This is a genomic window from Mycolicibacterium tokaiense (assembly GCF_010725885.1).
Taxonomy (GTDB): Bacteria; Actinomycetota; Actinomycetes; order Mycobacteriales; family Mycobacteriaceae; genus Mycobacterium; species Mycobacterium tokaiense.
On sequence record NZ_AP022600.1, the window covers coordinates 517,721 to 534,760 of the forward strand.

The 17,040-nt window shown below is 67.3% G+C and carries 19 protein-coding genes; 12 read left to right on the forward strand and 7 right to left on the reverse strand.

Annotation, left to right across the window (positions count from 1 at the left end; all coding sequences use genetic code 11):
* The first annotated feature begins 1 nt into the window (after nt 1).
* From G6N58_RS02435 to G6N58_RS02465, 7 genes are all read left to right on the forward strand, one after another.
* Nucleotides 2-220 carry a hypothetical protein gene (locus G6N58_RS02435; protein WP_147289382.1) on the forward strand — a complete coding sequence of 73 codons (219 nt, stop codon included), beginning with the start codon at nt 2-4 and terminating at the stop codon, nt 218-220.
* 108 nt (nt 221-328) lie between these two features.
* Nucleotides 329-1,012 carry a hypothetical protein gene (locus G6N58_RS02440; RefSeq protein ID WP_115279874.1) on the forward strand — a complete coding sequence of 228 codons (684 nt, stop codon included), beginning with the start codon at nt 329-331 and terminating at the stop codon, nt 1,010-1,012.
* 80 nt (nt 1,013-1,092) lie between these two features.
* Nucleotides 1,093-1,359, forward strand: a complete 267-nt coding sequence (locus G6N58_RS02445) for a hypothetical protein (protein ID WP_115279873.1) — start codon at nt 1,093-1,095, stop codon at nt 1,357-1,359.
* Nucleotides 1,356-2,873, forward strand: coding sequence for a terminase large subunit domain-containing protein (locus tag G6N58_RS02450; protein WP_232067701.1), 1,518 nt, complete (start codon nt 1,356-1,358; stop codon nt 2,871-2,873). The genes G6N58_RS02445 and G6N58_RS02450 overlap by 4 nt, the downstream gene beginning before the upstream one ends.
* The gene (locus G6N58_RS02455; RefSeq protein ID WP_115279872.1) at nt 2,870-3,154 is read left to right on the forward strand and encodes a hypothetical protein; all 285 of its coding nucleotides are present in this window, start codon (nt 2,870-2,872) and stop codon (nt 3,152-3,154) included. The genes G6N58_RS02450 and G6N58_RS02455 overlap by 4 nt, the downstream gene beginning before the upstream one ends.
* Nucleotides 3,155-3,247: 93 nt before the next feature.
* A complete protein-coding gene (locus G6N58_RS02460) occupies nt 3,248-4,009 on the forward strand; it encodes a hypothetical protein (RefSeq protein ID WP_147289381.1) in 762 nt (253 codons plus the stop codon).
* A 41-nt stretch (nt 4,010-4,050) separates the two neighbouring features.
* On the forward strand, nt 4,051-4,491 hold the full coding sequence (locus G6N58_RS02465; RefSeq protein WP_115279870.1) for a hypothetical protein: 441 nt from the start codon (nt 4,051-4,053) through the stop codon (nt 4,489-4,491).
* Nucleotides 4,492-4,496: 5 nt separating this feature from the next.
* Here G6N58_RS02465 and G6N58_RS02470 read toward each other — a convergent pair whose 3' ends face one another.
* From G6N58_RS02470 to ychF, 3 genes are read right to left on the reverse strand one after another with little or no spacing between them, the layout of a single operon-like run.
* A complete protein-coding gene (locus G6N58_RS02470) occupies nt 4,497-4,838 on the reverse strand; it encodes a hypothetical protein (protein ID WP_115279869.1) in 342 nt (113 codons plus the stop codon).
* A 42-nt stretch (nt 4,839-4,880) separates the two neighbouring features.
* The gene (locus tag G6N58_RS02475; RefSeq protein ID WP_115279868.1) at nt 4,881-5,897 is read right to left on the reverse strand and encodes a hypothetical protein; all 1,017 of its coding nucleotides are present in this window, start codon (nt 5,895-5,897) and stop codon (nt 4,881-4,883) included.
* An 8-nt stretch (nt 5,898-5,905) separates the two neighbouring features.
* The gene (gene ychF / locus G6N58_RS02480; protein WP_115279867.1) at nt 5,906-7,006 is read right to left on the reverse strand and encodes a redox-regulated ATPase YchF; all 1,101 of its coding nucleotides are present in this window, start codon (nt 7,004-7,006) and stop codon (nt 5,906-5,908) included.
* An 83-nt stretch (nt 7,007-7,089) separates the two neighbouring features.
* On the opposite strand from ychF, the gene G6N58_RS02485 reads away from it, so the two are divergent.
* The gene (locus G6N58_RS02485) at nt 7,090-8,211 is read left to right on the forward strand and encodes a DUF6542 domain-containing protein (protein WP_115279866.1); all 1,122 of its coding nucleotides are present in this window, start codon (nt 7,090-7,092) and stop codon (nt 8,209-8,211) included.
* A gap of 3 nt (nt 8,212-8,214) precedes the next feature.
* On the opposite strand, the gene G6N58_RS02490 is transcribed toward G6N58_RS02485, so the two are convergent.
* Nucleotides 8,215-9,222 (reverse strand): 4-hydroxy-3-methylbut-2-enyl diphosphate reductase, encoded by a 1,008-nt coding sequence (locus G6N58_RS02490; protein ID WP_115279865.1) that lies wholly within the window; start codon nt 9,220-9,222, stop codon nt 8,215-8,217.
* A 169-nt stretch (nt 9,223-9,391) separates the two neighbouring features.
* On the opposite strand from G6N58_RS02490, the gene G6N58_RS02495 reads away from it, so the two are divergent.
* From G6N58_RS02495 to G6N58_RS02510, 4 genes are read left to right on the forward strand one after another with little or no spacing between them, the layout of a single operon-like run.
* Nucleotides 9,392-9,946: a lipid droplet-associated protein gene (locus G6N58_RS02495; protein ID WP_115279864.1), complete on the forward strand. Its 555-nt coding sequence runs from the start codon at nt 9,392-9,394 to the stop codon at nt 9,944-9,946.
* On the forward strand, nt 9,943-11,163 hold the full coding sequence (xseA, locus tag G6N58_RS02500) for an exodeoxyribonuclease VII large subunit (RefSeq protein ID WP_115279863.1): 1,221 nt from the start codon (nt 9,943-9,945) through the stop codon (nt 11,161-11,163). Before G6N58_RS02495 ends, xseA begins: the two co-directional genes overlap by 4 nt.
* Nucleotides 11,156-11,386, forward strand: a complete 231-nt coding sequence (locus G6N58_RS02505; protein WP_115279862.1) for an exodeoxyribonuclease VII small subunit — start codon at nt 11,156-11,158, stop codon at nt 11,384-11,386. The genes xseA and G6N58_RS02505 overlap by 8 nt, the downstream gene beginning before the upstream one ends.
* A 54-nt stretch (nt 11,387-11,440) precedes the next feature.
* The gene (locus G6N58_RS02510; protein ID WP_115279861.1) at nt 11,441-12,532 is read left to right on the forward strand and encodes a 3-beta-hydroxysteroid dehydrogenase; all 1,092 of its coding nucleotides are present in this window, start codon (nt 11,441-11,443) and stop codon (nt 12,530-12,532) included.
* Between the two features lie 10 nt (nt 12,533-12,542).
* Here the strand turns inward: G6N58_RS02510 and G6N58_RS02515 are convergent, their stop codons facing one another.
* From G6N58_RS02515 to G6N58_RS02525, 3 genes are read right to left on the reverse strand one after another with little or no spacing between them, the layout of a single operon-like run.
* Nucleotides 12,543-13,886 (reverse strand): MFS transporter, encoded by a 1,344-nt coding sequence (locus G6N58_RS02515; protein WP_115281867.1) that lies wholly within the window; start codon nt 13,884-13,886, stop codon nt 12,543-12,545.
* A gap of 37 nt (nt 13,887-13,923) precedes the next feature.
* Entirely contained in the window at nt 13,924-15,615 is a 1,692-nt protein-coding gene (gene ilvD, locus G6N58_RS02520; protein ID WP_115279860.1) for a dihydroxy-acid dehydratase, read from the reverse strand.
* A complete protein-coding gene (locus G6N58_RS02525) occupies nt 15,612-17,012 on the reverse strand; it encodes an FAD-dependent oxidoreductase (RefSeq protein WP_115279859.1) in 1,401 nt (466 codons plus the stop codon). Before G6N58_RS02525 ends, ilvD begins: the two co-directional genes overlap by 4 nt.
* Nucleotides 17,013-17,040: the final 28 nt, after the last annotated feature.

The following is a 17,040-nucleotide window of genomic DNA, read 5'->3' on the forward strand; positions in this document are numbered from 1 at the left end:
CGTGGCCGCTGACGTCGAGGGCACCACCGCACCGCGCTGCTGGGAGTGCGGCGGGCCGTGCCTGACCTACCGGGGCAGCGTCCACGGGTGGCGGTGCTCGACGTGCATCGACAGATACCTTGCCGCCGGTGCGGCCCGCGCCGACATCAAGGACCGCCTAGCCCGCGAGCGCCTGACCCGAAACCACCACGCCCCGGCGCCTTCTCTGCGGTCCGGTTGATGGCCAGCGTCGGGACGGTGGTGCTCCGCGTTATGTACCGACCACCGTCCCGGCGCTGGCTCCGAAACCGTGATGACCCGTCAGCACTCCCTCGAAAGGACTGTCCCCATGAACCAGGCCGAGCTGATCGCCACCGTGGCGGGTGCGGCGGTCAAGGCGACCCTGAGCGCCAGCGCCAGCCCAAAGACCCTCAAGCCGCCGACCACGGCCAGGCCCAGCGTCAAACCCCTCAGCGCCCCGACACCGATCAAGCCGCCCCGGCGCGCGCTCACCGCCGCTGACCGTGATCGCCTGGCTCTGGCAGTGCACGAGAGCGGCCACTGTGTCGCGGCCACTCTCTACGGGGCGCAGGTGTTGAGCAGCGTCGTCTATGAAGCGGGCGACGGCTTCAACGGCATGACCACCTACCACGGCGACACCGTGCCGCCGGGCCGCGAGCTGGAATTCTGCTACAGCGGTCCCTACGCCGAGGCCCGTTGGCTGGCCGGTGGTCAGCATCCGACCGCGCGCCAGTTCCATGACGTCTGGAGCGGTCACGGTCGCAAGGACGCCGCCACTCTGAATCTGGCCGGTGGCACTCATCAAGGCGCCGGAGTCGCCCCGCTCATCGCCCACTGCTGGCCCTCGGTACAAACCCTGGCGAAGAAGCTCTACCGGGCCGGTGAGATCCACCATGAGGACGTCTTGGCGGCGCTCGGCGTGAACCCGAAGCGCCCGATCGGCTCCCAGCTCAGTTCCATCCGCGCCGGTACACAGACCGTCCCGCCGTTCATCCCCAGCACACCGGTCTGAACCCGTTCGACCAACACACCCACCACCACCTCGGACCGCAATCCCAACAATCAGCCCCCTACCGAGAAGGTGAGACTGTCATGACCACTCAGACCGAGACACGCCAGGCCAGCCCGTTCGATCAGTTCTGGCTGCCCGACTACTGCCCGGAATGCAATCCGGCGGGCCACCACGCAGACAACTGCACCCGCCAGTGCACCCAGACCGAGCCCGAGGCGGTGACCTGGAGCGGCGGTCGAACCCTGCTGTGTGAGTACGTCTGCGGCAGCTGCGGTCATCGGTGGCGGCGCGCCGACCTCTGGACCGCCGAGAACCTGGGCTTCGTGCCCGCGAGGAGCGCCGCGTGACCGCCATCGCCGCCCTGGCCACAGCCCGCGCCCTCAGCTCGGCCAGAAGCCGGCGAAAGCCCGCCTCACCCGCCGAGCTGGCCCGCCGGTTGATTCCCGGCTACGTGGTCACCCCGGCCATCCAATTGCTGTCCGATGAGCTGGTGCGCGCGGTCGAGACCCCTGACTCCCGACTGATCGTGACCATGCCGCCCCGAACGGGCAAGAGCTGGCTCACTTCCCAGGTGTTCCCCGTATGGCAACTGTCCCGTGACCCGGACGCCGAGATCATCGTGAAGTCCTACGGTGACGCCCTGGCCGAGGAACACAGCGCCGCCGCCCGCCGCCTGATCGCGGATCACGCCGAGGTGGTCGGCATCGAGCTTGCCCAGGACAAGCAGGCGGTGGGCCGTTGGCGCGTGGCCGGTCACCGAGGCGGCATGTTGGCAGGCGGCGTCCTTTCCAGCACAACGGGCTTCGGCGCCACCGTGCTCGTAGTTGACGATCCGATCCGTGGCGCCGCCGACGCCGATTCCGACGCCTACCGGCGGCGGCTGGCGGCGGGGTTCAACGCCGACCTGATGACCCGGCTCATGCCCGGCGGGTCGGCCATCGTGGTGACCACCCGGTGGCACCGTGAGGACATCGCGGGCCGGTTGCTCGACGCGCCCGGCAGCCGGTGGCGGTGCGTCAACATCCCGGCCATCAGCACCGCCGGGGTGCCCGACGCCCTGACCCGAGACCGCACCGGCGTGGCCATGACCAGCGCCGTGGGCCGCACCGCCGCCCAGTTCCGCGAGATCGAGGCCGAGGTGGGTTCCCGCGCCTGGGCGGCGATGTACCTCGGCGCCCCCAGCACGCCCTCAGGTGGCCTGATCAAGACAGCGTGGATCGAGCAGTGGCGGCTCCCGGCAGCACCGCCCGGCGTCGTCAAGATCGTGGTGGGCGTGGACCCTGCCGATTCCGGTGAAGGTGACGAGACGGGCATCATCGCCGCCAGCCTCAGCGCCGACGGCGTGGTGTCCCTGATCGCTGATGTGAGCGGCCAACTGACCAGCGACCAGTGGAGCCGCCGCGCCGTCGAGTTGGCCCGTGATGTCGGGGCCAGTGAGGTTGCCATTGAGGCGTTCTCAGCGCGGACCACCTACACCCGGTTGGTGACTGAGGCGCTGCCCGGGTACGCGCTGAACCGCCCTGTGCGGGTGACGGGTTGGCCACCCAAGGGCACCGACCGAGGCAAGGGTGATGCGGTCACACGGGCCACAGGCTTGCTGGCGGCGCTCGAAACGGGGCGGGCCAGAGTGGCGGGGTACCTGCCCGAGTTCGAAGCCCAGGCGGTCACCTGGGAGGCCGGGCAGCACCAGCCTGACCGTGTGGCGGCGGCGGTGGTGGCCTACGACGTGCTGGCGCACTCCATCGGCGGCCAGGTGACCATCGCGAGCCCCATCGACACGATTCGTCGTCACCGTGAGGGTCGGATGCCCCCGCCGCCCGCCTGGATGCGCCGCAATATCGGCAACGGGTGGGTGGGATGAGCGCACCGACGCCGTGCCGCCCGGCCCCGGCGGGAGGTCGGCTGGCGCTGCTGGGCCGGGCGAAGCTGCGCGCCGAGATGACCACGCCAGGAGAGTCTGCCGGGTGTGACTGCCCTCGGTGCTGCCCGCCGCCGCTGACCGACCTTGAGGCCCAGGCCGCGCTGCGCCACGTTTCCAACGCCGACGCGGTGGCCCTGGCCCTCGGCCGGGTAACCCTGGTGGGGTTCTACCTCTGCGAGAGCTGCGGCGGCTGGATCCCCAGCTTCACTGAGACCACGTAGCGCGTCGGAGGCCAGTCGTACAGTTCGGCCATGGCACCGCAACCCACGCCGCAGACCATCATCGAGGGCTTCATATTGCGCACCCGCCGCGTGATGGCCCACTCGCTGATCCGCGAGCAGGCGGCGCTGATGCACAAGCTCCACAAGGGTGAAATCACCATTGTGGTCACGGTCAACACCAAGACCGGGGAAGAAAGCCACCGGCGGACAGCGGAGTACCCACCCGAAGAGGCGTTGGAATCGCTGGCCAGCCGAGTTCGCCCGCTGATTCTGTCGTCCGAGCCGATCTACTACGAGAAGGCTCTGGACGCGCTGGTCGAACTGGTTGGCGCCGAGGTGCTCAACAACGAGATCGACCTCACCTGGTGGAAAACCTACTGGCACCACGCCATCGACGGGAACCTTGATGCGCAGGCCTACTGGGTCGCCACGCCCAGCGGCACAGTCACCGACCGGAAACTGATGTACGCCTGGCTTTATGGCGACGTCATTCACGCGAAGTCCCCCAGGGCGGGGGTAATCCGTGATCTCGACATCGACCAGCGTTACTACGCCGCTGCCCCCGGCATCGCGCGCATCTGCGACCGGGTGATCTACACCAACATCATGCTCACGGGGCTGATCGAGAAGGGCCTGCTGACGGTGGCTCCCGAGGTGCGCAACGATCCCGTGGTGGTCACCAGGACCACCGTCGATGAGGCTGTGACGGTTCTCGTGTCAGACATCGGCGTGCCGATCCCCGACGACCTCACCACGGTCGGCCCTGACGCCCTCGACCCCGAGGTCTGGCGGACACTTCACCAAGACACCATCGCCCAGCGGGAGCAGAACTCCGTCGATCCGCCGACCGTTTGATCGCTCCTGATCTGTCGTGGCGCCTTGGCATACTTCGCGCCATGACCGCAGATAGATGGAACACCCGAGACCTGCCGGTGCTGAAAGCGGCGGTTGAAATCTTCGATCAGAAGGGCCGCAACGCCAGTGCGGCCGAGCTGGGGGAAGCCACCGGCTTTGACCACGAGACGGTGCAGCAGGCGCTGCGGGCTCTCTACTTGGAGCCATATTTCGAGAAGGGCAGAAACGCTTTCAGCGGGCACATTCTGAGCGTGGGAGCCCCCACTGGAGATGCATTCCGTGTAGCCGGGCTATGGCCGACGCCCGAGACCCTGTTGGAGCGCATGATCGCCGCGCTGGAAGCCGCCGCCGACGACGACGACCGCCAGCCCGAAGAGCGGAGCCGTCTCCGCAGCATCGCTCAGTCACTCAAGGGTGCGGCGTACTCGATAGCTATTGGTGCGCTCGGGGGCGCAGGCGGAAACATGATGACCGGCGGGTGAGCCTGTCAGTCGTCATCGTCGTCGTCCTCGGCGTCTAGCGACTCGTGGCCGCCGCCCGGCCCGCGAAGCGGCAAAGACAACGCTCGCTGGAAGCCCTGAGCCGGTGTGACGGTACTGATCGGGAGGTCTCCGATGTATACGTTGACCCGATAGATGGCGTCTTGGAACTTCTCTTCGGTGGCCGTGATGAGGTAGTCCCGCTCATCGTGATCCTCGCGGTCAGGGTCCGCAGGTGTCAGGTTCTTGAGTTCTTCGCCCAGGCCGTGTACGTCGGCATTCGCTTTGCCCCAGGCCAGCTCGGCGCGATTCCACCTGACTAGGCGGACCTCTTTCTTTTCGTCAGTCACAACTCGACATTGTGCTGGGATGCGCCGCCGAGAGCATAGAAATCAGTCGAGCTTCTCGAAGGACGGCCTTGGGGCGATGATCGGCGTGCGTTTCTCGTTGATGTGCAGCCACTCAGGTGCTTCCACCGACATCAGCCTCCGGTCCACGGCTATGAGATTCTGCTGTGCAGCGTCGTTCAGGGCCTCGAGAATTTCGACCACCTTCACCGTGCCGTACTTCTCCAACTGCTTCTGGATCCTTTGTGCCTTTGCACTCGGCTTATAGAAGTACAGCCCGCGATCATGTCCACCGACCGTCAGAATGGCCTCGGCCACCGCTTCATATGCGTCGTTGAATAGGCCCATGAAGCCATCTGGGTCGGGTAGCGCGACGAGATGGAGAGAGTTCCACCGGCTGTAGCCGGGGCGGAGATCCACCGCCTGCGGGACGATGGCCACCCGAAGGCCGTTGCCATCTTCGAGATGATGCCAATTGCTCTTAATCGTGGTTGCGGCGAATCGCGACTTGTCTGGCCCACTCAGGAAGATGTCGGTCTTCCACACCTTCTTGATACGCGTCGCGAGATCGGGCTCAGCCGCGACACCCCGTGCGGCGATCGGAACCCACGACCCGAAGGCGAACGGTCTTCCCGACCCGTCGGGCAGCAGCACCGCATCGCCGCTTGCGTTGCTGACGACCGCATCGGTGAACCCGAGGTGCCGTGCCCGTTCGTGACCAAACATCAAGGAGTGTGGTTGATCGAGATCCGCAAACCCCTTGGGACTCACCTTGCGAAGCGCTTCGGCGACAAGCTCAGTCACACGAGGCTCGCCCCCCAAAATCGCTTCGTGCACCGCCCACTCGAAGCCATCGCCGCGCAACCCCTTGTCTCGGTGCAGACGAGCGAGCTTCGCCAGCTGACGGAACGTAACGTCGGGCTTGTCGCAGTTGAGATCAACGAGGTCGGCCTGGGACAGCTCATCGAAGTGAGCCCGAAGAATCGACCGTGACACGGCGTACAGGGCACGCCCGTACTCGTCTACGGGTTCGTTCTGGCTGAGGAAGGTAACGTCCGCCATCCCGAAACCTACTTAGCCGCCGCTTTGCCGCCAGACGTTGTTTGAAATCGGAACTCCACCACGTCGCCGTCGGCCATCACGTAGTCCTTGCCCTCCATCCGCACCTTGCCCGCAGCCTTGGCGGCGGCCATGGACCCGGCGGCCACCAGGTCGTCGAAGGACACGATCTCGGCCTTGATGAAGCCCTTCTCGAAGTCGGTGTGGATCACCCCGGCCGCCTTGGGCGCGGTGTCGCCCTGATGAATTGTCCACGCCCGCGCCTCTTTCGGCCCGGCAGTCAGATAGGTCTGCAGCTTCAGTGTGTGGAACCCGGCGCGCGCCAGGGCATCCAGACCCTTTTCGGTCTGCCCGATGGATTCCAGCAGCTCCATCGCCGATTCGTCATCGAGCTCGGCCAGCTCGGCCTCGATCTTCGCGTCCAGGAACACCGTGTCCGCCGGGGCCACCAGCGCCCGCAGCTCGGCGATCTTCGCTTCATCGGTCAGCACCGACTCGTCGGCGTTGAACACGTACAGGAACGGCTTGGTGGTCATCAGGTTCAGCTCACGCAGCAGGGTGGCGTCGGTACCGGCCGAGAACAGGGTGCGCCCGGCATTGAGCACCTCCTGCGCCGCCACCGCCGCCTCCAGCACGGCCTTGCGGTCCTTGTTGTTGCGGGCTTCCTTCTCCAGCCGCGGGATGGCCTTCTCCAGCGTCTGCATGTCCGCCAGGATCAGCTCGGTGTCGATGATCTCGATGTCGGACTTCGGATCGACACGACCGTCGACGTGCACCACGTCGTCGTCAGCGAACACCCGCACCACCTGACAGATGGCGTCGGACTCCCTGATGTTGGCCAGGAACTTGTTGCCGAGTCCGGCGCCCTCGGAGGCACCCTTCACGATCCCGGCGATGTCGACGAAGGTCACTGTGGCCGGAACCACTTTTTCCGACGAGAAAATCGCAGCCAACTCCTGTAGGCGCGGATCAGGCAGCGGCACCACACCCTCATTGGGTTCGATGGTCGCGAACGGATAGTTGGCGGCCAGCACGTTGTTGCGCGTCAGCGCATTGAACAACGTCGATTTTCCGACGTTGGGCAGGCCCACGATTCCCAGGTTCAAGCTCACAGGACCCAAAGTGTAGAGACTCGACATGCGGAAGCGACGGCCGCTGGGCGTCCTCTCGCATACAAAGCCGGTACGGTCGTCGTGTGTCAGCACAGCGAGCGAGGCCGACGGTACCGGCCGACCAGCGCTCGGTGCACCCGAATTTCCGCGGTGTGCCGTGGTGGGGAGCCATCGTCATCGCTGTCACCGCCACTGTCATCGGCTTCGCGTTCGACGCTGGGTCCGGCAACAAGGAGCTCACCTCCGTCTTCGCAAGCCTCTATCTGATCGGCTGTGTGGCGGCGGTGCTGGCGGTGCAGCGCAGTGGTCTCTTCACTGCCGTGGTGCAGCCGCCGCTGCTGTTGTTCGTGGCTGTCCCGGGCGCGTATTTCCTTTTCCACCAGTCCGCGATCGGTGGGCTGCGAGACGTCGCGATCAACGCCGGTTATCCGCTGATCGAGCGTTTCCTCTTGATGCTCACCACGTCAGCGCTGGTGCTGCTGATCGGGGCGGTGCGCTGGTATCTCGGTTCCCGCGGAGCTCCGGAGACCGCCGACGCAGAGGTCGAGAGCGACACCGCTGCCCCCGGCGGTCTGCGAGCCAAGATCTCGGCACTGATCAACGGCACCGATCCCGAGGATGTCGACGACGGCGCCGAGCCGGCGCCGGCCCACGGTGTCGACCGGTCCGCCGCTCGCAAATCCACGCCCCGCCGGTCGTCGACCGGCCGGGACCCCAACCGTGCGGCACCCACCCGCTCACGGCACGCCCGCCCGCCCATCGACGATGCGGACGCCGAACCGCCCCGCCGTCGTCGCCCCGTCCGGGACGAGGATCCCGCTGCGCCGCGCCGCCGTCCCCGGGAACCCCGCGAGCCGCGGCAGCCCGGTGCACGGTCACGCGACTACCGCCCCCGGGACCGGGAGCCTCGGGAACGGGATCCGCGCGAACGCGCGACCAGGGAGCGGGATCCGCGGGATTCCTATGACCGGCCGCGCCGACGTCCGAATCGCTACGAGTCCTACGAGCCGTACCCAGCCGAACCGTCCTATGAGGCGCCGCGCCGACGGCCCACCACCAGCGGGGACAGCTCCCATCACCCTGTGTCGCGGGTGCGTTACCGGGGAGCTCCCGACGATGGCGACGATCGTGCGGAGCACCGCACCCGGCCGCGCACCGGGGCCAGGCACAGCCTCGATTCCGACCGGTGGCGCTACGACGCCTGAGCGTCAGTCGGTGCGGCGGGCCGGACGGATCTCGCGGGGCAGCGCGAACACCAGCGTCTCGTTGGCGGTGGTGACGGGCTGCACGGTGCCGTACCCGTACTCGGCGAGCCGCTCGAGCACACCCTTGACCAAAATCTCGGGCACCGATGCGCCGGAGGTGACGCCGACTGTGGTGACGCCATCGAGCCACGCCGGATCGATGTCCTCGGCGTAGTCCACCAGGTGGGAGGCCCGGGCGCCGGCGCCGAGTGCCACCTCGACCAGACGCACCGAGTTCGAGGAGTTCTTCGAACCGACCACGATCACCAGCTCGCATTCCGGTGCCATGGCCTTGACGGCCACCTGACGGTTCTGGGTGGCGTAGCAGATGTCATCGCTCGGCGGATCCTGCAGCGTGGGGAACTTCTCCCGCAGGCGCCGCACGGTCTCCATGGTCTCGTCGACGCTGAGGGTGGTCTGCGACAGCCAGATCACCTTGTCGGGATCCCGGACGGTCACCCTGTCAACGGCGTCGGGATTGTCGACCACCTGCACGTGATCGGGTGCCTCGCCGGCGGTACCGACCACCTCCTCGTGGCCCTCGTGGCCGACCAGCAGGATGTCGTAGTCGTCGCGCGCGAACCGCTTGGCCTCGTTGTGCACCTTGGTGACCAGCGGGCAGGTGGCGTCGATGGTCTGCAGGTTGCGGGCCGCGGCCTCCTCGTGCACCGTTGGCGCGACGCCGTGGGCGGAGAACACCACGATGGCGCCCTCGGGCACCTCGTCGGTCTGCTCGACGAAGACGGCGCCCGCCTTGGCCAGCGTGTCCACCACGTAGCGGTTGTGCACGATCTCGTGCCGGACGTAGACCGGGGCGCCGTGTTTCTCCAGCGCACGCTCGACGGTCTCGACGGCACGGTCGACGCCGGCGCAGTAACCGCGCGGCTCGGCGAGCAGGACTCGTTTGCCGCTGACCGGTGCGACAACCGACAGAGTGGCTCCGGGAATACCCATGTTGACGGTTGGCGGCATGGTGCCCAGGGTACGTTCCCGCGGACTCGCCAGGCCACTTGACGGCCAGAGGTCACGTCTTCACCCCATGTTCGACGGGGATCGTCATCCCCGCGGAGTCATGCGCCCGGCCCTCTCTCCCCCCTCGTTCCTCGCGGCTCGTCGACCGGGCGGAAGTACTCTTGCTGGCATGTCGACTGCACCTTATGGAGTGCGGCTGCTGGTGGGTGTGGCCGCCACCGCCGTCGAAGAGACCTTGAAGCTGCCACAGACCATCGCCACGTACCCCATGACCGTCGTCAGCCAGATGGCGCAATTCGTCATGAAGGTCCAGCAGGACGTCGCCGACCTGGTGATCAAGGGCGACGAAACGCTGGAGAATTTCTTTCCGCCCAAGGAAGAGCAGCCCGAGTGGGCCACCTTCGACGAGGACGACGCACCCGCGACGGCCCCTGAGACCAATGGTGAACGCCTGACCGAGGGCCGGTTTGCGCTGTACTCGGTCTCGGAGGAGGAATCCCCGGCCAACACCACCGCCCCGGCCGCAACGCCGGAGCCGGACGCGCCGGCGGTGGTCGCCGACATCGACTACACGTCGCTGACCCTGGCCCAGCTGCGGGCCCGGTTGCAGTCACTGTCGGTCACCGACCTCGAGGCGCTGCTCACCTACGAGGAGGCCACCAAGGCCCGCGCGCCGTTCCAGACCCTGCTGGCCAACAGAATCACCCGCGCGTCGGCCAAGTGACCGAACCCGAACAGGGAAAGTCCCCGGACAACCCCTGGCCGGTGCGGGCGGTGGCCACGCGGGTGGCCAAGTACATCGACCGGCTCGGTTTGGTATGGATCGAAGGGCAGCTGACCGAGCTCAAGATTCGTCACACCACGGCCTGGATGGTGCTGCGCGACCCCGCGGCGGACATGTCGCTGACCGTGAGCGCCCCGCGCGACCTGGTGGCCAATGCCCCGGTGCCGCTGACCGAGGGCACCCAGGTGATCATGCTGGGCCGGCCGCAGTTCTACACCCGCAACGGTTCGTTTAGCCTGCGTATCAGCGAGATTCGCGCAGTCGGGATCGGTGAGCTACTGGCCCGCATCGAGCGGCTGCGCCGATTGCTGGACGCCGAGGGGTTGTTCGATCCGCGACTGAAGCGCCCCCTGCCGTTCCTCCCGTCGCAGATCGGTCTGATCACCGGGCGGGCCAGTGCGGCCGAGCACGATGTGGTGACCGTGGCGACCACGCGGTGGCCCGCGGTGCGATTCGCCATCCGCAACACCGCGGTGCAGGGTCCGTCGGCGGTGGCGCAGATGGTGGAGGCGTTGCGCGGCCTGGATCGCGACCCCGAGGTCGACGTGATCGTGCTGGCCCGCGGCGGCGGCAGTGTCGAGGATCTGCTGCCGTTCTCCGACGAGACTCTCTGTCGGGAGATCGCCCGGTGCACCACCCCCGTGGTCAGCGCGGTGGGTCACGAACCCGACAACCCGTTGTGTGATCTGGTGGCCGACCTGCGCGCGGCCACCCCCACCGATGCCGCCAAGCGGGTGGTACCCGATGCGGTGGCCGAGCAGCGCCTGGTCGCCGAGCTGCGCCTGCGCAGTGCCCGGGCCCTGCGCAACTGGGTGCACCGCGAAGAGCACCACATCACGCAGCTGCGCAGCCGGCCGGTGCTGGCCGATCCGCTGCGGGCCATCGACGACCGCGGCCACGAGATCAACCGGGCCCGCGCTGCGCTGCGCCGCGACGTCACCCGGTTCCTGGCCGCCGAGACCGACCGGGTGGGGCACCTCTCGGCGCGGCTGAGCACCCTCGGCCCGGCAGCGACGCTGGCGCGCGGTTATGCCGTGGTACAGGCGGGCTCGTTGGTGTTGCGGTCGGTGGCCGATGCGCCGCCGGGAACGCAGTTGCGGATCAGGGTGGCCGACGGGGCTGTGACGGCGACCAGCGAAGGAGTGTGCGATGAGTGATGATACGACGGCCATTAGTGAGCTCGGGTACGAAGAATGCCGGGACGAGCTGGTGGAGGTGGTGCGCACGCTGGAACAGGGAGGCCTGGACCTGGATGCATCGCTGCAGTTGTGGGAACGGGGCGAGAAGCTGGCCAAACGTTGCGAGGAGCACTTAGCGGGCGCCCGTAAGAGAGTCGAGGATGCCTTGGCCGCGGAGGACGGTACCACCGACGGGGAATGACCCCCCTTCCAGAAAAACTAGAACCTGTTCCAGTTGGTCACGTATGCTGCTCGCATGGGTGATGCAACGTTGAGCACCGAACTCGGCCGCGTCCTGGTCACCGGGGGCTCCGGGTTCGTCGGCGCCAACCTGGTGACCGAACTACTGCGGCGCGGACTGCACGTGCACTCCTTCGACCGGGCGCCGTCACCGGTGCCGGACCATCCCAATCTCACGACCTTCGTCGGTGACATCTGCAGCACCGACGACGTGGCCCGGGCCGTCGAGGGCGTGGACACGATCTTTCACACCGCTGCCATCATCGATCTGATGGGCGGCGCGTCGGCCACCGAGGAGTATCGGCGCCGCAGTTTCGCCGTCAATGTCGAGGGCACCAAGAATCTGGTGCACGCCGCTCAACGGGCCGGGGTCGCGCGGTTCGTCTACACCGCCTCCAACAGCGTCGTGATGGGCGGGCAGAACATCGCCGCCGGCGATGAGACCCTGCCCTACACCGACCGGTTCAACGATCTCTACACCGAGACCAAGGTGGTGGCCGAGAAGTTCGTCCTCGGTTCCAACGGCGAACACGGCCTGCTCACGTGCTCCATCCGCCCGTCCGGCATCTGGGGCCGCGGCGATCAGACCATGTTCCGCAAGGTGTTCGAATCGGTGCTGGCCGGACACGTCAAGGTGCTGGTGGGCAGCAAGGACGTGAAGCTGGACAACTCCTACGTGCACAACCTGGTGCACGGCTTCATCCTCGCTGCCGAACACCTCGTCCCGGGGGGCACCGCGCCCGGGCAGGCGTACTTCATCAACGACGGTGAACCCATCAACATGTTCGAGTTCTCGCGCCCGGTGGTGCAGGCCTGCGGACAGCCCTGGCCCACCGTGCGCATCCCGGGCAAGCTGGTGCACGCGGCAATGACGGTGTGGCAGTTCCTGCACTTCCGCTTCGGCTTCCCCAAGCCGCTGCTGGAACCCCTTGCCATCGAACGCATTACGCTGGACAACTACTTCGCCATCGACAAGGCGCGCCGCGACCTCGGGTATGAGCCGCTGTTCACCACCGAGCAGGCCCTGGCCGAATGCCTGCCGTACTACACCGAGTTGTTCGCCAAGATGAAAGCAGCTGCGGGCGAGCCGGTTCCGGCGCGGGTGTAGCAGGCCGGACTCACCCCGAGGTGGCTGCCGTCGAGGTCTGTTCGCTCGGATCGGCGACGTCCACGATGTCTTTGCGGTTGGTCTCGGGTCCGTACGCCAAGGCCACGAGGGTGAGCGCAGTGAGGATGCCGAGGTAGACCACGATCACCCACCAGTGCCCGAACGCGGCGATCAACGCGGTGGCGATCAGCGGCAGGAACCCACCGGCCAGCACCGAGCCAATCTCGCGGGCAAACGCGAAGCCTGACAACCGGGTTCGGGTGTCGAAGAGCTCGGCGAAGTAGGCGGCCTGGGGTGCCAGCATCGCGGGATACAAGATGCCGAGCCCGACCACGAAGCCCAGGATGAGCAGCGGTGTGCTCAAGGTCTCGAGCATCAAGAAGAACGGCACCAGCCAGAGCACCGACAGCAGCGCGCCTCCGGCGTAGACGGGGCGGCGGCCCACCAGGTCGCTGACGTGCGCCCACAGGGGAATGAAGCCGACCTGGACCGCCGAGGCGATCACCACGGCCAGCAGCGTCGTCTGGCGATCCACACCCATCGAGTTCACCGCGTATCCCACCGCGAAGACCGGGAACAGGTAGGCAAATCCGTTCTCTGCCATCCGCGCTCCGATGACCACCATGAAGTTTCGGGGGCTGCGCCGGATCGACTCCAGCACAGGGATCTTGGTCTCTTCCACGGCTCCGGCGGCCTCCGCCTGCACTGCGTTCTCGTACGCCTCGGTCTCGTCGATGTTGCGCCGGATGAAGTATCCCACGATCAGCAGCACCGCACCGAGCAGGAACGGCACCCGCCAGCCCCAGCTCTGGAACGCCTCGTCCGGCAGCAGGGTTGCCAGCTGATACACCCCGGTGGACAGCAGCGTCGCCAGCGCGAATCCGACCGGCGCCCACGATCCCGCAAGGCCGCGGCGTTTCTGGTCGCCGTGCTCGACGGAAAGCACCACTGCGCCGGCATATTCGCCGCCCGCCCCGAAACCCTGCAGCAGCCGCAGCAGGATCAGCAGGATCGGCGCCCAGACCCCGATGGCGGCATAGTTGGGCAACACGCCGATCAAGGTGGTGGCCACGCCCATCAGCACGATGGTGAAGACCAACATCTTCTTGCGGCCGACCTTGTCCCCCATGTTGCCCAGGACGATGCCGCCGAGCGGCCGGGCCAGAAAGCCCACCGCGTAGGTGGCGAACGCCGCGAGAGTGCCGACGGTGGGGTCGGCGTTCGGGAAGAACTGGCTGTTGAGCACCAGCGCCGCAGCGGTGCCGTAGATCAGGAAGTCGTACCACTCCAAGGTGGTGCCGACCAGGGCGGCGATGCCCGCCTTGCGGGCCTGATTGAGAGGCTTGGTTGCCATGATGCGGTTGTCCTTGGTCCGAGGGGTTGATGAGGTGTCAGTGCGCGGGTCGACGCAGAACAGCGCCGCCTTGGATCGGGCCGACCAGTTCGGCGTATTGACCGAGCCAGCCGCGTTCGGCGGCGTCCCCCGCCGCGCGGACCGGCGCACCGTTGCGCACCGGGTGCACGTCGACCCGGCGGGCGTCGAGGTCGATGCTGATGGTGTCCCCGTCCTGCAAGCCGGCCAGCGGACCGCCGTCGGCGGCCTCGGGCATCACCTGGCCGACGACCAGGCCGTGGTTGAGTCCGGACAGTTCTCCGTCGGTCACCACCGCGACGTGGCCGCCCAGTCCCGCCCCGTTGAGCGCGGCGACGAAGCTGGCGGCGAACACCGTGCCCGGTCCCCCACGCGGCCCCATCCCCCGGAGCACGATGACGTCACCTCGGCTGATGCCGCCGTCGCCGAGTGCGGCAATGGCGGCGTCCTCACCGACGAAGACCTTGGCCGGGCCGGAGAAATCGCGCCGGGTGGCCTTGCCGACGCCGGCCACCTTCACGATCGAACCGTCGGGAGCCAGGGTGCCGCGCAGAATGATCAGCCCCGGTTCGGGATTGATCGGATTGTCGAGTCCGTGCAGGACGTCCCCGTCGGCGCTGCGAGCCTGCTCGGCGCGCTCGCCCACGGTTCGCCCGTCCACCGTCAGTGCCTCTGCATGCAGTCGCGGCAACAACGTGCGCATCACCGTCTGCACCCCGCCGATACCGTCCAGATCCCAGACCTGGTGGGCGCCGTTGGGGCGGATCGCCGCCAGCTGCACCGCATCTCGTCCGAGCTTCTCGAACAGAGCTACCACATCGAGGTCGAGGTCGGCCTCGGCGGCAATGGCCGTCAGGTGCCGGATGCAGTTGACCGAACCTCCCAGCGCCAGAGCCACTTCGGCGGCGTTGCTGATCGCGGCCTCGGTGATCACCTGCCGTGCCGTCAGGTTCTCCTGGACCATCGACACGATGCGACGCCCTGCGGCTTCGGCATTGGCGAGCATGGCGTCCGAATTCGCCCGGGTGGGCGCTGATCCGGCCACCGTCATCCCCAGCGCCTCGGCCATGCAGTGCATGGTGTTGGCGGTGGCCAACCCAGCGCACACCCCGGGCCCCTCGATGGCCTGGTCGGCGAGCTCACCGAGTTGATCCACGGTCATGGCGCCCGAGGCGATGGCACCCACCGACTCATAGACGGTGTCGATGTCGACCGAGCAGCCACTGTAGCGGCCACCTTTCTGGTAGCCACCGATCACCACGATGGCGGGCAGGTTCAGCCGCGCCGCCGCCATCAGGTGGGCCGGAGTGGTCTTGTCGCAGGAGGACAGGAACACGATCCCGTCCAGCACCGCCCCTTCCACCGCTGCCTCGACATCGTTGACGATCAGGTCGCGGGTCGGCATGAGGTAGCGCGCCTTGCGGCCGGCACTGGTCACGAAATCACTGGGTGCGGTGGTGCGGATCTCGAACGGCAGTCCGCCGGCGGCGCGGACGGCATCGGCCACCCGCACTGCCACATCGTCGAGGTGGATGAAGCACACCGAGAGCTTCGACGACGTGTTGACGACGGCGATTTTCGGCTTCTGCTGGTCTTCGACACTGATACCCATCGCACTCCACTGAGCACGGCGTACCGCCCAGCGGGTGCTGCCCGGGGTGAAGTTGCTGCGCAAACTGCCATCGGTGGCGCGTTCGAAATTGTCGGTCATGCTTCCCTTTCCGAGTGCGCCGGGACGCCTGCCCCGGACTCGAGCGCACTTCCGTTGGCGATCATGCGGGTCTGGATGGCACGCACGTCGAGATCGCGGTAGGCGATCCCGGAGTCCAGCGAGGCCAATGTCGCCACCGCGGCGGCGTGGCCGTATTCGAAGCACTGCGCGGTCACTCGTGCCGAGGCCAGCGCCTGATGCTCGGCCGACAGGCAGCGTCCGGCCACGATGACGTTCTCACCGCGTTCGGGAACCAGCGTGCCGTACGGTACGTCGTAGTAGTCGTCCAGCAGCCAGTGCAGTTTCGGGCGGTTACCGTCGTGCAGTTCGATGGGCCAGGGTGACCGGCAGATGCTGTCCGCGCGTTTGGCGCCGTCGACGACATCGAGGTCGGTCAGCGTCTGCACCCCGGTCACGGTCCGGGTCTGGCGGATGCCGGCTTCTACACCGGTGTCGACCACGAAGGCGTCAGCACACCCGGGTACGGCGTCGGCCAGGAAGCGGGCGTACTCGCGGACCTGGCGGCGGCCACCCACCTCGGCGAGCGTGAAATCGGCCGGGTCGATCACGTTGAGCATGCGACCGTCGGGGCCGGTGAGCCGGGTTGCGTTGACCAGCAACTCATTCGGCCGTGTGGTGTCGAAGATCCAGATCTTGTTGCGCGGCAGGTCGTGTCCGCCGGCGCGGGCAGCCTCGATCGCCTCACCTACCCAGGGTGCGCTGATGGTGTCGTCACCCCACGCTGCCCAGAACTTCTCGAGGTCGACGTTGCCCAGGCGAAAGAACATGGTGGGGTTCTGGATGCGGCCGTGATCGCCGTATCTGTAGGCACCGCCGCCGCGCGCGATCACCGCCCCGTCCCCGGAGGCGTCGATGATGCGGGCCGCGTGGATCACCGCGACACCGGCGCTGGAGGCCACCACCAGGCCGCGATACCGGTCGGCGTCGGCGAGCACGTCGATCACCTGGGTGTGATACAGAATTCGCGCGCCGGCGGCCGACAGCAAGGCATCAGCGGTCTCGCGCCACACCAGCGGGTCATGAGCCGAGGTGAACGTCTTGCCGTATTGCTGGGGCGGGGTGAGCCCGCCGCGCGCGGTGAGTTCCCCGGCGAACCTGTCGGTGAAGCCGAAGACCACCTGCTCGGGCGGCGCGGGGCCATCCGATGCCAGGTACATGCCGCAGATGGTGCCCGACATTCCCGCGACGGCCGCTCCACCGGCGAAGCCGTACTTCTCGATGATCAGAACCGATGCCCCGCCTTCAGCGGCCACGGTGGCTGCGGCTACGCCGGCCGCCCCGGCTCCCACCACCACGACGTCGACGTCGGCCAGGACCGGCCATCCCGAGGTGTCGACCTCGGTCGACAACCGCCATTCAACCGATATATCAGTCATGGACGGAACGTACACGGGCTGTCGCGAT

Coding starts and splice junctions, on each gene's coding strand:
- G6N58_RS02445 (WP_115279873.1), top strand. CDS start 1,093: ATGACCACTCAGACCGAGACACGCCAGGCCAGCCCGTTCGATCAGTTC.
- G6N58_RS02505 (WP_115279862.1), top strand. CDS start 11,156: ATGAGTGATGATACGACGGCCATTAGTGAGCTCGGGTACGAAGAATGC.
- G6N58_RS02440 (WP_115279874.1), top strand. CDS start 329: ATGAACCAGGCCGAGCTGATCGCCACCGTGGCGGGTGCGGCGGTCAAG.
- G6N58_RS02465 (WP_115279870.1), top strand. CDS start 4,051: ATGACCGCAGATAGATGGAACACCCGAGACCTGCCGGTGCTGAAAGCG.
- G6N58_RS02455 (WP_115279872.1), top strand. CDS start 2,870: ATGAGCGCACCGACGCCGTGCCGCCCGGCCCCGGCGGGAGGTCGGCTG.
- G6N58_RS02515 (WP_115281867.1), bottom strand. CDS start 13,886: ATGGCAACCAAGCCTCTCAATCAGGCCCGCAAGGCGGGCATCGCCGCC.
- G6N58_RS02475 (WP_115279868.1), bottom strand. CDS start 5,897: ATGGCGGACGTTACCTTCCTCAGCCAGAACGAACCCGTAGACGAGTAC.
- G6N58_RS02490 (WP_115279865.1), bottom strand. CDS start 9,222: ATGCCGCCAACCGTCAACATGGGTATTCCCGGAGCCACTCTGTCGGTT.
- G6N58_RS02460 (WP_147289381.1), top strand. CDS start 3,248: ATGGCCCACTCGCTGATCCGCGAGCAGGCGGCGCTGATGCACAAGCTC.
- G6N58_RS02510 (WP_115279861.1), top strand. CDS start 11,441: ATGGGTGATGCAACGTTGAGCACCGAACTCGGCCGCGTCCTGGTCACC.
- ilvD (WP_115279860.1), bottom strand. CDS start 15,615: ATGACCGACAATTTCGAACGCGCCACCGATGGCAGTTTGCGCAGCAAC.
- G6N58_RS02495 (WP_115279864.1), top strand. CDS start 9,392: ATGTCGACTGCACCTTATGGAGTGCGGCTGCTGGTGGGTGTGGCCGCC.
- G6N58_RS02525 (WP_115279859.1), bottom strand. CDS start 17,012: ATGACTGATATATCGGTTGAATGGCGGTTGTCGACCGAGGTCGACACC.